The sequence below is a fragment of the Mesorhizobium sp. M1E.F.Ca.ET.045.02.1.1 genome (genome assembly GCF_003952485.1).
Taxonomy (GTDB): domain Bacteria; phylum Pseudomonadota; class Alphaproteobacteria; order Rhizobiales; family Rhizobiaceae; genus Mesorhizobium.
Window position 1 is genome coordinate 3,321,349 of sequence record NZ_CP034447.1, and the last position, 13,394, is coordinate 3,334,742.

A 13,394-nucleotide genomic window follows, 5' to 3' on the forward strand; every position below is an offset into this window, starting at 1 on the left:
GTCATGAAACCGTTGCCCGAAATCCGGCTGGCGCCGAGCCGGCCCGCCCTCGATGCGCGTCCGCTGGAAAAACGCGTCGGCCTGATCGCCCTTGCCACCGACCATACCAGCGAGATCGACTTCCGCCGCATGGTGGCGAGCGAGCGGATCGGCGTCTATGTCGCGCGCATTCCCTATGCCAATCCGACGACGCCGGGGAATTTGCGCAAGATGCAGCCGCAGCTTTCGGCGGGCGCGGCGCTCATCCTGCCGGACGAGCCACTCGACGCCGTCTGCTACTCCTGCACCTCGGCCTCCGTGGTGATCGGCGACGCCGAGATCGAAGCCGCGATCCAGGCGGCCAAACCGAACGTTCCCGTGGTCACGCCACCCATGGCCGGCGTGCGCGGCCTGAATGCCTTCGGGGTGAAGCGCATCAGCATTCTGACCCCTTACACCATCGAGACCAGCCGGCCGATGGCGACCTATTTCGCCGCGCACGGCTTCGACATCGAGAGCTTCACCTGTCTCGGCTTCGAGGACGACCGCGAGATGGCGCGCATCAAGCCGGGCGCTCTCGTTGATCTGGCGCGCAAAGTCACCCATGCACGGGCCGATGCGCTGTTCGTTTCGTGCACGGCGCTACGCGCGGCGCTTGCCGTTCCAGGCATGGAGGAGGCGATCGGCCGCCCGGTCGTCACCAGTAACCAGGCCAGCGCCTGGAATTGCCTGCGACTCTGCGGCGACGACACACCACGGCCGGAGTTCGGCCGGCTGATGACGAAGCCGCTTGGACAGTAAAATTATGTCCTGCTTACAAGAGCGACCCCCTCTGGCCTGCCGGCCATCTCCCCCTCAAGGGGGGGGATTGGCTGCTGTTACGCTTTCGCCAATCATCGACGTTGCAAGAAGAGAGACAGCGTCGAAGCTGGTGATCTCCCCCCTTGAGGGGGAGATGGCCGGCAGGCCAGAGGGGGTCGCCCGATGACGCGCGCCATCGCCCTCGCGGACATACGCACCGCCCGCGAGCGTATCGCCAACAAGATTGAGCGGACGCCAACCGTCTTGTCGCAAAGCCTGTCGGATCGCGCGGGCCATCCCGTCCACCTCAAGCTGGAGCATCACCAGACCACCGGCGCGTTCAAGCTGCGCGGCGCGTCCAACGCCATCGCCGCGTTGAGCCCGCAGCAAAGATCGCGCGGCGTCGTCGCGGCGTCGACCGGCAATCACGGCCGCGCGCTTGCGCATGCCGCCAGGCTCGAAGGCATGCGCGCAGTGATCTGCATGTCGAAACTGGTGCCCGAAAACAAGCTCGACGCCATCCGCCGTCTGGGCGCGGATATCCGCATCGTCGGCAACAGCCAAGATGATGCCCAGCAGGAAGTCGACCGGCTGGTCGCGAAGGAGGGGCTGATTATGCTGCCTCCGTTCGACCATCCCGACATCATCGCCGGGCAGGGCACGCTCGGGCTGGAGATCATGGAGCAGGTCCCGGACGCAGCAAGCGTGCTTGTACCGCTCTCCGGCGGCGGATTGGCCGCGGGCGTCGCGGCGGCCGTCAAGGGTGTGAGCCCGAGCACGAAAGTTCTCGGCATCTCGATGGAGCGAGGTGCGGCGATGAAGGCGAGCCTCGATGCCGGCCGGCCGGTGCAGGTCGAGGAACTGCCGACGCTGGCGGATTCGCTCGGCGGCGGCATCGGCCTCGACAACCAACTGACCTTTGCCATGTGCCGCAGCCTGCTCGACGATGTCATCCTGCTTTCCGAGGACGAGATCGCCGCCGGCATCCGCCATGCCTATGAGAAAGAGCGCGAGATCGTCGAGGGCGCAGGCGCCGTCGGCATCGGCGCGCTGCTTTCCGGAAAGGTGAAGGCGAAAGGCCCGACCGTCCTCATCCTCTCCGGCCGCAACATCGACATGAGCCTGCATCGCCGTATCGTCTGCGGCGAACTCATAACGGAGCACGCTGCATGAAAGTTCTTCTGCGTCTAGTTCCCGCCCACCCCCCTCTGTCCTGCCGGACATCTCCCCCGCAGGGGGGGAGATTGGATGTCGCCATCGCTTTCGCCAATCACCGACGTTGCAGGACAAGTGCCGTCGGCAAAGCTGCTGATCTCCCCCCTTGCGGGGGAGATGGCCGGCAGGCCAGAGGGGGGTGCGACGGAGCGCCTTCCTTCGCAGCGTGGGCCATCGTGGAGCGCATCGCATGAGCCGCATGACCATCCTCACCGAAGCGGATCTGCGCAAGATCGTGACGCTCGATCTCGACGCCGTCGCCTGTGTCGAGAATGCTTTCCGCGCTTTGGCCACGCTGCCGGTGGCAATGCCGCCAATCTTGCGGCTCGACATTCCCGAGCATCGCGGCGAGGTCGACGTGAAGTCCGCCTATGTGCCCGGCATCGACGGCTTCGCCATCAAGATCAGCTCCGGCTTCTTCGACAATCCGAAGCTCGGCCTGCCCAGCGGCGGCGGCATGATGGTGCTGCTCTCGGCAAAGACCGGGGTGGTCGAAGCGCTGCTGCTCGACAATGGCTATCTGACCGATGTCCGCACCGCCGCAGCCGGCGCGGTCGCGGCCAGGTTCTTGTCGCGAGAAGACTCCACCGTGGCCGCGATCTTCGGCGCCGGTTTGCAGGCCGGCCTGCAGTTGGAGGCCTTGCGCCTTGTCAGGCCGATCGAGGAAGCCCGCATCTGGGCCCGTGACGCAGCGAAGGCCGAGGCGGCCGCCGCTCGCTTACGCGAGAAGCTGGGCATCATGGTGCGCGCCGAGCCGGATGCGGCGAAGGCGGCGGCAGAGGCCGACATCATCGTTACCACCACGCCGTCGACCGAGCCGCTGATCAAGGCCGGTTTCGTTTCCGCCGGCCAGCACATCACCGCCATGGGGTCGGATGCCGAGCACAAAAACGAGATCGCGCCGGCGATCCTGCGCATGGCCGATCTCTATGTCGCCGACAGCGCGAAACAGACGCGGCGCCTCGGCGAGCTCCATCACGCCATCGAGGCGGGCGTGATGGCCGCCGACGCCGACGTGACCGAGCTCGGCCAGATCATCGCCGGGAAAAAGCACGGACGACGCTCGGCCGGCGACATCACCGTCGCCGACCTCACCGGTACCGGCGTGCAGGACACTGCGATCGCCACTTTGGCCCGCGACCGCGCGCGGGCAGCCAATGCCGGAACCGTTTTCGAAAGCTGATGCCTGGCCGCGAGGCCCAACAAACGAGGACCAAGAACGATGCAGCCAAACTTGAAATTCTCGCGAGGCGAATTTGCCGATCGCCTCGCCAAGACGCGGAAAGCCATGGAGGCCAAGGGGGTCGATCTGCTGATCGTCAGCGATCCCTCCAACATGGCCTGGCTGACCGGCTATGACGGCTGGTCCTTCTATGTGCATCAGGCGGTCATCGTGCCGCCCTCGGGCGAGCCGGTCTGGTATGGCCGCGGCCAGGACGCCAACGGCGCCAAGCGCACCGCCTATCTCGCCCACGACAACATCATCGGCTACGCTGACCATTATGTGCAGTCGACCGAGCGGCACCCGATGGACTACCTCGCGAGCGTGCTGGCAGAGCGCGGCTGGGACAAGCTGACCATCGGCGTCGAGATGGACAATTACTGGTTCTCGGCGGCCGCCTTCGCCTCGCTGCAGAAGCACCTGCCCAACGCCCGTTTCGTCGACGCCACCGCGCTGGTGAACTGGCAGCGCGCCGTGAAGAGCCCGACCGAGATCAACTACATGCGCAATGCCGCCCGCATCGTCGAGGCGATGCACCAGCGCATCGTCGACAAGATCGAAGTCGGCATGCGCAAATGCGATCTGGTCGCCGAGATCTACGACGCCGGCACGCGCGGCGTCGAGGGCATCGGCGGCGACTATCCGGCGATCGTGCCGCTGCTACCGTCGGGCGCCGACGCTTCCGCGCCGCATCTCACCTGGGACGACAAGCCGATGAAGGCGGGCGAGGGCACGTTCTTCGAGATCGCCGGCTGCTACAACCGCTACCATTGCCCGCTGTCGCGCACGGTCTTCCTAGGCAAGCCGACGCAGGCCTTCCTCGACGCCGAGAAGGCGACGCTGGAAGGCATGGAGGCGGGCCTTGCCGCCGCGAAGCCGGGCAACGTCTGCGAGGACATCGCCAATGCCTTCTTCGCAGTGCTGAAGAAGTACGGCATCGTCAAGGACAACCGCACCGGCTACCCGATCGGCATCTCCTATCCGCCGGACTGGGGTGAGCGCACCATGAGCCTGCGCCCCGGCGACCGCACCGAGCTCAAGCCCGGCATGACCTTCCATTTCATGACGGGTCTCTGGCTTGAGACAATGGGACTAGAGATCACCGAGTCGATCCTGATCACCGAGACCGGTGTCGAGTGCCTGGCCAATGTGCCGCGCAAGCTGTTCGTGAAGGATTGAGGCAATGTCAGCTCTGCGTCCATCGCCGATCACGCCGACCGTCGCCTTCGAACGCGACGGCGTCCAGCACGGCTTCCTGCGCTTGCCCTACAGCCGCGACGATTCCGCCTGGGGCTCGGTGATGATCCCGATCTGCGTCGTCCGCAACGGCAAGGGCTCGACGGCGCTGCTCACCGGCGGCAATCACGGCGACGAGTATGAGGGACCGCTGGCGCTCTACGAACTCGCCCGCACGCTCGATCCTAAGGATGTCTCCGGCACGGTCATCATCGTGCCGGCGATGAACTATCCGGCCTTCCGAGCCGGCACCCGCACCTCGCCGATCGACAAGGGCAACATGAACCGCAGCTTCCCCGGCCGGCCGGACGGTACGGTGACGGAGAAGATCGCCGACTATTTCCAGCGCGAATTGCTGCCGCGGGCAGACATCGTGTTCGACTTCCACTCCGGCGGAAAGACGCTGGACTTCGTGCCGTTCTGCGCCGCGCACACGCTGCTCGACAAGGCGCAGGAAGAGAAGGCCTTCGCCGCTGTCGAGGCTTTCTCGGCGCCGTTCTCGATGCGCATGACCGAGATCGACACGGTCGGCATGTATGACACGGCGGCGGAGGAGATGGGCAAGGTCTTCGTCACCACCGAGCTTGGCGGCGGCGGCACATCACGGGCCGAGACGGTACGCATCGCCCGTCGCGGCGTGCTCAACGTGCTTCGCCACGCCGGCATCGTCGCTGGTACGATCGAGAAGGGCAGAACCCGCTGGCTCGACATGCCTTCGGGCGATTGCTTTGCCTTCGCCGAGGAGGACGGCATGATCGAGACCATGGTCGATCTCGGCGAGAAAGTGGATGAGGGCCAGGTCGTGGCGCGCATCCATTCGACAGGCCGCACCGGCGTCGCGCCGCAGGAGATCAGGGCCAGGATGTCGGGCCTGCTGGCCGCGCGTCATTTCCCGGGCCTGGTCAAGGCCGGTGATTGCGTCTCGGTGCTTGCCGTCGAGGTTGATTGACGCGGATCACGGCGCTCGCCGCGGTGAACGGTTCAGAAGCGATGTCGTAACGCAGGTTTGATCGCCTGCGTTACGACTCGCAGTCAACCGCGATGTCGATAGGCGGCAATGGAATCCGCCTTCATCTCGATCGAGAAGCCTGGTGCCGTCGGCGGCATGTAAGCCGCGTTCTCGATGACACAGGGATCGAGGAAATGCTCATGCAGGTGATCGACATATTCGATCACGCGGTCCTGCTTGGTGCCCGAGAGGGCGACATAGTCGATCATCGACAGATGCTGGACATATTCGCACAGGCCGACGCCGCCGGCATGCGGCCAGACCGGCAAGCCGAACTTGGCCGCGATCAGAAGCACGGCCAGCACTTCGTTGAGCCCGCCCATGCGGCAGGAATCGATCTGCACGACGTCGATGGCGCCACCTGCGATGAACTGCTTGAACATGATGCGGTTCTGGCACATCTCGCCGGTCGCGACCTTGATCGGCGCCACGGCTTTGCGGATTTTCGCATGGCCGGCAACATCGTCCGGGCTGGTCGGTTCCTCGATGAAGAAGGGCTTGGCGAAGGCGAGGTCGGTGAGCCAGTCGATCGCCTGGTCGACCTCCCAGACCTGGTTCGCGTCGATCATCAGGTAGCGGTCCGGGCCGATCACCTCGCGGGCGATCCTGAGGCGGCGGATGTCGTCGGCGCGGTCGCGGCCGACCTTCAGCTTGATGTGGTCAAAACCCTGGTCGACCGCTTCCTGGCAGAGCCGCCGCAGCTTGTCGTCGGGATAGCCGAGCCAGCCGGCCGAGGTGGTATAGCAGGCATAACCTTCGCGCTCGAGCGTGGCGATACGCTCGGCCTTGCCGGCTTCGGCCTTCTTCAGGATCTCCAGCGCCTCGACCGGCGTGATCGCATCGGTGAGGTAGCGGAAGTCGACGATCTTGACGGTCTCTTCCGGGCTCATCCCGGCGACCAGCCGCCAGACCGGCTTGCCGGCTTCCTTCGCCCACAGGTCCCAGACCGCATTGACGACCGCGCCGACCGCAAGATGCATGGCGCCCTTGTCCGGGCCGATCCAGCGCAGCTGGCTGTCGCCGGTCACGTGGTGCCAGAAACGGCCGGGGTCCTCCTTGACCCAGCAGAGGTCGAGCCCGACGACCAGATGGCGCAGCGCTTCGATCGCCGCGCAGCAGATCTCGTTGCCGCGGCCGATGGTGAAGGTGAGCCCATGGCCCTTCAACGACGGGACGTCGGTGTCGAGGATGACATAGGCCGCGGAGTAGTCCGGGTCGGGGTTCATCGCGTCCGACCCGTCGAGGCTTTGCGACGTCGGAAAGCGCAGGTCGAAGGTGCGAAGATCGGTAATGCGTGTCATGCTCAGTGCCTCATCAGATCGACCAGCCGCCGTCGATATTATAGGCCTGTCCGGTCGTGTAAGTCGCGCCGGCGAGATAGACGGCGAGATCGGCGATCTCTTCAGCCGTGCCCAGCCTTCCCATCGGCTGACGGGCGATGAAGGCGGCGCGGGCGGCCTCATAGTCGCCCTGCGCGCGCATGCGGCTTTCGAGCGACGGACTCTCCACCGTGCCGGGGCAGACCGCGTTGCAGCGGATTCCCCTGGCGACATAATCGGCGGCGATCGACTTGGTCAGGCCGATCACGGCCGCCTTGGTCACGCCATAGGCGAAGCGGTTGGGCACGCCCTTCGGCGCGCCCGCGACCGAGGCCATGTTAATGATGGCGCCATCGCCGCGCTCCAGCATGCCGGGCAGCACGGCGCGGATGGTGCGGATCATGGCGCGCACATTGAGATTGAAGGCGAAGTCGAGGTCCTCGTCCTTCATCTCGAGGATCGAACCGGAATGGACGAAGCCGGCGCAGTTGAACAGCACGTCGACGCGGCCGATCTCGGCGAAGGCGGCCCTCACGGCCTCGTCGTTCAGCACGTCGAGCTTGCGGGTCTTGACGCCGGGCATCTTGCCGAGCTCGGGCAGAACCGCCTCGTTGATGTCGGTGGCGTGGACGATTGCGCCGGCCTTGGCGAAGGCAAGCGCGCTTGCCCGACCGATGCCCTGCGCCGCCGCGGTAACGACAACGACCTTGCCCGTCAGATCAGCCATGTTGTTTTTGTCTCCGTCGTTCAGCCGAGTCGGGGACGCCGCTCGACGATGTAGATGTGATCGGCGGCGAGTACGACTTCGTCGCGCTGGTTGATGACCTCGACGCGTTCGATGACGCGCCCTGAGTCCAGTCGTTTCGGATCGTTCTCCTTCGCGGCGATCGTCGTGCGCGTGCGGATCGTGTCGCCGATGAACACCGGCTTGATGAAGCGCAGCCTGTCATAGCCATAGGAGAAGGCGACCGGGTTGATGACGGTTGCCGTGAGGCCGACGCCGACCGAGAACACCAGCGTGCCATGGGCGATGCGCTGGCCGAAGGGCGTCGTCTTCATGAACTCGGCGTCCATATGATGCGGGAAGAAATCGCCGGTGTGTCCGGCATGGACGACGAAGTCCGTCTCGGTGATCGTGCGGCCGCCGGTGAGCCGCGACGAGCCGATCTCATAGTCTTCGAAATAGGTGACCTGTTCCATCTCGTCCCTACGGCTTTTCCGCGAGCGGCGTCGCCGGTGCGGCGCTCGATTTATAGGCGGCCTCCACCAACGCCATCGTATTCCAGGCATCTTCGACGGAGCTGACTAGCTCGTTGTCTTCCCCGGACGCGAAGCGCTGGACATTGGCCATGCGCCCGACAAAGGCGTCGGGGAACCATTCGCCGGTGAGCGGCACGCTGACCCAGTCGGATCCACCTTTGGGATAGATCTCCAGCACATCGGGCTCGCCGCGAGGATAGTCGAGATTGAGTCCGAGCTTGACATAGGCAGCGCCCTCGGTGCCGCAGATGCGGAACTCGCAGGCCTGGTGCCGGCGTCCGAATTTGTGATCGTGGTTGATCGAGAGCGCACAGCGCACCGTGTCGCCATAGTCGAGGATGGCGCTGGTGCGGGTCTGCGCGACCTTGTGATTGGGATGGCCGAGCGTTTTGGCGTGGACCCCCTTGGGGTCGCCGAGGAGCTGTCGGATCAGGTCGAGGTAATGGATCGAATGCATGGCGATCTCGACGCGCGGCGCCTTGAGCAGGAATTCCCAGAGCTGCCACGGCGTGGCAAGCGCCAGCCAGGCGTCGAAGTCGACGACCTCGCCCAGCCAGCCCTTGGCGATCGCGTCCTTCAGCGCCAGCATCATCGGCGCGAAGCGCAGTTGGAAATTGACCGCAGCCTTGAGTTTCTTGGCGCGGCAGATTTCGAGGATCTCGGTTGCCTCGCCGAGATAGTTGCCCATCGGCTTCTGGATCAATGCGACCGCACCATCGGGCAGGGCCTTCAGGACCTCGGCGTGCCGGCCGGGCGGCGTTGCGAGATCGAAGATCGCGTCCTTGACAGCGGCCGCCTCGCCCACCGAGCGGAACGCCGTCACGCCCCACTTCTCAGCCAGTTTTCCGGATTTGGCATGGTCGGGATCGTAGAGGCCGGCAACTGGAAAGCCGGCCTTGCGATAGGCCGGCAAGTGCGCGTCGCCAACGATCGAGCCGGCGCCGAAGGTTACAATCGGACGCGGCTTCGCAGGCGCTGGCCAGGATTGCGCCAGCAATCGAGGGTCGAAGGCGTCAGTCATGGTGGAAGACTTCATCCATCATCGCCCACCATTCGCCCTCCTGCCTGGTCGGCAAGGGCTCCTGGCAAGGCATGCAGACCGCCCACCATTCCTGGGTCTTCGGGTCGGCGGCCATCTTGGCCATGTCGGCGGCATAATCGGTGCCGTGATATTCGAAATAGGAGAACAGCAGGTTCTCCGGACGCTTGAGATAGATCGAGTAGTTCTTGATGTTGCAGGCCGAGATCATCTTGAGCACGTCCGGCCACACAGCGGCGTGCAGGCGCACATATTCGTCGACCTTCTCCGGCTTCAGGCCGAGCACCATGCCCATGCGCTGCATCTCAATTTCTCCGTTCGGTGATGGTCACGTTGAATTCGGCGATGCTGCGCGCCTTGAGCGCATCGAAATCCCAGTCGATGCCGAGGCCCGGCTCGCTTGGGGCCAGCGCATGGCCGTTTTCGATCACCATCTTCTTGCCCGTCAACTCATCCAGCTGCGGAATGTACTCGACATATTTGCCGTTCGGCACCGCGCAGGCCAGGCTGACATGCAGTTCCATCAGGAAATGCGGGCAGACAGGCATGTCGAAGGCCTCCGCCATATGCGCCACCTTCAGCCACGGCGTGATGCCGCCGATGCGGCCGACATCGACCTGGACGATGTTGCAGCCGCCCTTCTGCATATATTCGCGGAAATGGCGGATCGAATAAAGCGACTCGCCGACGGCCACCGGCGTCGCGGTCGAATTCGACAGCCGCACATGGCCGTCGATGTCGTCGGCGGGCAGCGGCTCCTCGATCCAGGCGAGATCGAGATCGCGCAAGCGCTCGGCGCGCCGGATGGCTTCATCGACGGTAAAACCCTGATTGCAGTCGGTCATGATCTCGTAGCCGTCGCCGACGGCCTTGCGCACGGCCGAAAGCCGGGCGAAATCCTCCGAACCGTGCGGCTTGCCGATCTTGACCTTGGAGCCCGTGAAGCCTTTCGCCTTGGCGGCCAGGGCATCCTCGACAAGTGCGGCCGTCTCGAGGTGCAGCCAGCCGCCTTCGGTGGTGTAGAGCGGACAGCGGTCCTTGGCGCCGCCGGCGAGTTTCCAGAGCGGCAGGTTCTGCTTCCTCGCTCGCAGGTCCCAGAGCGCGGTGTCGATTGCCGCGAGCGTGATTGCCGTGATGGCGCCGATGGTGGTGGCGTGGGTGGCGAATTCGAGATCGTGCCAGATGGCCTCGATCCGGTCGGCGTCCTCACCGATAAGGCGCGGCGCGAGGTGATCGGCCAGAAGCCGCATCACCGAAGAACCGCCGGTGCCGATCGTGTAGGAATAGCCCATGCCGACCGCGCCGTCGGCGTCGGTGATGGTGACGATCGGAGTTTCCTGGCTGACGAAACTCTGGATCGCGTCGGTGCGCTTCACCTTCGGCACCAGATCGACCATTGCAAGCTCGACTTTCTCGATCTTGGCCATCGTCAGCTCCTCAAGGATTTGCCGGTTTCCGCGGAAAACAGATGCGCCTGCGACAGGTCGAAGCTCATGGCGACGCGGTCGCCGGCCTTCAACGGCCTGGGGTTCAGCATGCGCGAGACCCAGTCGCGGCGATCGAATTCGGCGAACACCAGCGTTTCGTTGCCGAGCGGCTCCGTCACCGTCACCGGCAGCTCAATCTGATGGACATCGGCGGCGTCACCCGAATGCAGGCCGTGGCCTGCTGGATAGAGGTCGTCGGGACGCAGGCCGAAAATCACCTTGTCGCCGGCGCTGACCCTAGCCTTGAAACGGCCGGGCAGCGGCAGGCTCTGGCCGCCGGCGAAAACGACCTTGCCGTCGTCAACGGTCGCCTCCTGCAGGTTCATCGGCGGCGAGCCGATGAAGCCCGCGACGAAGCGCGTGGCCGGCCGCTGGAAGACTTCATCCGGCGTGCCGACCTGCTCGATATAGCCGTCGCGCATGATGACGATGCGGTCGGCGAGAGTCATCGCCTCGACCTGGTCGTGCGTGACATAGATGACCGTGGATTTCACCTTGGCATGCAGCTTCTTGATCTCGGTGCGCATCTGGGTGCGCAGCTTGGCGTCGAGATTGCTGAGCGGCTCGTCGAACAGGAAGACGTCCGGGTCGCGCACGATGGCGCGGCCCATGGCGACGCGCTGGCGCTGGCCGCCGGAAAGCTGCGAGGGGCGGCGCTCCAGCAGCGCGTCGAGGCCGAGAATGGCCGAGGCCTCGGCGACGCGGCGGGCCATCTCCTCCTTCGGCGCGCCGGCGATCTTCAACGAGAAGCCGAGATTCTCGCGCACTGTCATATGCGGATAAAGCGCGTAGGACTGGAACACCATCGAGATGTTGCGCGAGCGCGGCGGCAGGTCGTTGACGATGCGGTCGCCGATCTCGATCGTGCCGCCGGAGATGTCCTCGAGACCGGCGATCATGCGCAGCGTGGTCGACTTGCCGCAGCCCGACGGCCCGACCAGCGCGATGAACTCGCGGTCGGCGACATCGAGGTCGATGCCGTGCACGATCTCCATGTTGCCGTAACGCTTGGTGAGTTTCTTGAGCGAGACAATCGCCATCGGATCAACCTTTCACCGCGCCGGAGGTCAGGCCGCCGACGAGGTGCTTCTGCACGATGAAAGTGAGGATAAGCGCCGGAATGATCATCACCACGGCCAGCGCGCACATGCCGCGCCAGTCGATGGTGAATTCGGCGGTGTAATCGAGCAGCCCGACGGGCAGCGTCTTCGAATTGATCGAGCGCGTGAGCTGCGAAGCCAGCGCGAACTCGTTCCAGGAGGTGAGGAAGGCGAAGATGCCGGCCGACGCGATCCCCGGTCCGGCCAGTGGAAACTCGACCTGCCAGAAGGCCTGCCAGCGCGTGCAGCCGTCGATCTGCGCCGCCTCGGCGAGGTCCTTCGGCACCTGGCGGAAGAAGCCGTCGATCAGCCAGATGGTGAAGGGCACGTTGAGCGCGACGTAGGCCAGGATCAGGCCGAAATGCGTGTCGATGATGTCGAGCCGGGCGTAGACGAAGAACAGCGGCAACGACAGCGCGATGCCGGGCACGGTGCGCGTCAGCATCAGGCCGAGGAACATCGCCGACTTGCCGCGGAAGCGGTAGCGGGCGAAGGCGTAGCCGCCGGCCATGCCGATGGCGATGGCAATGACGGTCGACGTCACCGAGATGATCAGCGAGTTGCGGAAATAATCGAGGACCGGGATGCCGCCCTTGCCGACGCCGCTGAACATGGCGATGTAGGCATCGAGCGAGACTTGCTGCGGGATCCAGACCGGCGGCTTGGCTAGGATCTCGACCGTCGGCCGCAGGGACGACAGCACGATCCAGACGCCGGGCAGGCAGATCAAAAGCATGGCGAGGAACAGGCCGACGCGATGGGCGACGACGCCAGCGCGGCGCTTCAGGCGGGCGGATGCGTTGGCGTCCATCATCACCACTCCGCGCCGATCTGGGTGCGCGCCGCGGCGAGCTTTTTGAAGAAATAGACGGTGAAGACGATCGACAGCAGGATCGAAAAATAGGCCATCGCGTTGGCGACACCCATGCGCGCGTCGCTATAGGCGGTGCGCGCCACCAGCGTCCACAACAGTTCCGTGCGGCCGGCCGGGCCGCCATCCGTCATGATCTTGACGATGTCGTAGGCGCGCGCGACGTCGAGCGAGCGGATGGTCATGGCGATATAGGCAAACGGCATGATGAAGGGCCAGGTCACATAGCGGAAGGTCTGCCACGGCGTGCAGCCATCGACTCGCGCCGCCTCGACCGGCTCCTTCGGCATGGCGAGCAGGCCGGCGAGGATCAGGATCGCGAAGATCGAGGTCGACGACCAGATCTCGGCAATCGAAATTGCGATGAAGGCAAGGTGGCCTTCGATCAGCCACGGGATGGCGTCCTGCGTCAGGCCGAGCGACTGCAGCGCGTTGTTCACCAACCCGATATTGTCGTTGAACATGAACTTGAACTGGAAGCCGACCAGGATCGGCGAGAACATCATCGGGAACATCATGATGGTGCGCAGCAGCCGCTGGCCGCGGCTGGCCTTCTCGACCAGCAGCGCAAGGCCGAGCCCCAGCAGCATCTCGAGATTGAGCGCGATGGTGAGCAAGAGCACGGTGCGGCCGAAGGCCCACCAGAAATTCGCGTTGGACAGGATGTTGCGATAGTTGCGCAGCCCGATGAAGGTGAAGAAGGTTTCCGGCCGCGTCAGCCTGAACGGCGTGAAGCTGGAATAGAAAGACAGGCAGAGCGGCACGACCACCACTGCCGCCAGCACGAGCACGGCCGGCAGCAGAAGAAGGGTTGGCGCGGAAAGCCGCTTGGCAGTCATGCAATGTTCCAAAGATG

At 64.8% G+C, this 13,394-nt stretch carries 14 protein-coding genes; 5 read left to right on the forward strand and 9 right to left on the reverse strand.

The features are described from left to right. The first annotated feature begins 3 nt into the window (after window positions 1-3). From eutA to doeB, 5 genes are all read left to right on the forward strand, one after another. Complete coding sequence (gene eutA / locus EJ070_RS16040) at window positions 4-780, forward strand: ectoine utilization protein EutA (RefSeq protein ID WP_126095778.1); 777 nt, start codon at window positions 4-6, stop codon at window positions 778-780. Between the two features lie 183 nt (window positions 781-963). Continuing rightward, the gene (gene eutB, locus EJ070_RS16050; RefSeq protein WP_126092246.1) at window positions 964-1,953 is read left to right on the forward strand and encodes a hydroxyectoine utilization dehydratase EutB; all 990 of its coding nucleotides are present in this window, start codon (window positions 964-966) and stop codon (window positions 1,951-1,953) included. Window positions 1,954-2,185: 232 nt separating this feature from the next. Continuing rightward, window positions 2,186-3,178, forward strand: a complete 993-nt coding sequence (locus EJ070_RS16060) for a cyclodeaminase (RefSeq protein WP_126092247.1) — start codon at window positions 2,186-2,188, stop codon at window positions 3,176-3,178. A gap of 39 nt (window positions 3,179-3,217) precedes the next feature. After that, a complete protein-coding gene (doeA, locus tag EJ070_RS16065; protein ID WP_126092248.1) occupies window positions 3,218-4,396 on the forward strand; it encodes an ectoine hydrolase DoeA in 1,179 nt (392 codons plus the stop codon). A 4-nt stretch (window positions 4,397-4,400) separates the two neighbouring features. Beyond that, on the forward strand, window positions 4,401-5,402 hold the full coding sequence (doeB, locus tag EJ070_RS16070; protein ID WP_126092249.1) for a N(2)-acetyl-L-2,4-diaminobutanoate deacetylase DoeB: 1,002 nt from the start codon (window positions 4,401-4,403) through the stop codon (window positions 5,400-5,402). An 83-nt stretch (window positions 5,403-5,485) separates the two neighbouring features. Here the strand turns inward: doeB and EJ070_RS16075 are convergent, their stop codons facing one another. From EJ070_RS16075 to EJ070_RS16115, 9 genes are read right to left on the reverse strand one after another with little or no spacing between them, the layout of a single operon-like run. Next, window positions 5,486-6,763, reverse strand: a complete 1,278-nt coding sequence (locus EJ070_RS16075) for an L-fuconate dehydratase (RefSeq protein ID WP_126092250.1) — start codon at window positions 6,761-6,763, stop codon at window positions 5,486-5,488. A gap of 13 nt (window positions 6,764-6,776) precedes the next feature. Beyond that, entirely contained in the window at window positions 6,777-7,508 is a 732-nt protein-coding gene (locus tag EJ070_RS16080) for an SDR family oxidoreductase (RefSeq protein ID WP_126092251.1), read from the reverse strand. 20 nt (window positions 7,509-7,528) lie between these two features. Continuing rightward, the gene (locus EJ070_RS16085) at window positions 7,529-7,981 is read right to left on the reverse strand and encodes a MaoC/PaaZ C-terminal domain-containing protein (protein WP_126092252.1); all 453 of its coding nucleotides are present in this window, start codon (window positions 7,979-7,981) and stop codon (window positions 7,529-7,531) included. A gap of 7 nt (window positions 7,982-7,988) precedes the next feature. Then, the gene (locus EJ070_RS16090; RefSeq protein ID WP_126095780.1) at window positions 7,989-9,062 is read right to left on the reverse strand and encodes a Gfo/Idh/MocA family oxidoreductase; all 1,074 of its coding nucleotides are present in this window, start codon (window positions 9,060-9,062) and stop codon (window positions 7,989-7,991) included. Beyond that, on the reverse strand, window positions 9,055-9,384 hold the full coding sequence (locus EJ070_RS16095) for an L-rhamnose mutarotase (protein WP_126092253.1): 330 nt from the start codon (window positions 9,382-9,384) through the stop codon (window positions 9,055-9,057). The genes EJ070_RS16090 and EJ070_RS16095 overlap by 8 nt, the downstream gene beginning before the upstream one ends. A gap of 1 nt (window position 9,385) precedes the next feature. Then, window positions 9,386-10,507 (reverse strand): mandelate racemase/muconate lactonizing enzyme family protein, encoded by a 1,122-nt coding sequence (locus tag EJ070_RS16100; RefSeq protein WP_126092254.1) that lies wholly within the window; start codon window positions 10,505-10,507, stop codon window positions 9,386-9,388. 2 nt (window positions 10,508-10,509) lie between these two features. Further along, window positions 10,510-11,607 carry a sn-glycerol-3-phosphate ABC transporter ATP-binding protein UgpC gene (ugpC, locus tag EJ070_RS16105; RefSeq protein ID WP_126092255.1) on the reverse strand — a complete coding sequence of 366 codons (1,098 nt, stop codon included), beginning with the start codon at window positions 11,605-11,607 and terminating at the stop codon, window positions 10,510-10,512. 4 nt (window positions 11,608-11,611) lie between these two features. After that, complete coding sequence (locus EJ070_RS16110; RefSeq protein WP_126095781.1) at window positions 11,612-12,478, reverse strand: carbohydrate ABC transporter permease; 867 nt, start codon at window positions 12,476-12,478, stop codon at window positions 11,612-11,614. Between the two features lie 2 nt (window positions 12,479-12,480). Next, a complete protein-coding gene (locus EJ070_RS16115) occupies window positions 12,481-13,377 on the reverse strand; it encodes a sugar ABC transporter permease (protein ID WP_126092256.1) in 897 nt (298 codons plus the stop codon). Between the last annotated feature and the right edge of the window lie 17 nt (window positions 13,378-13,394).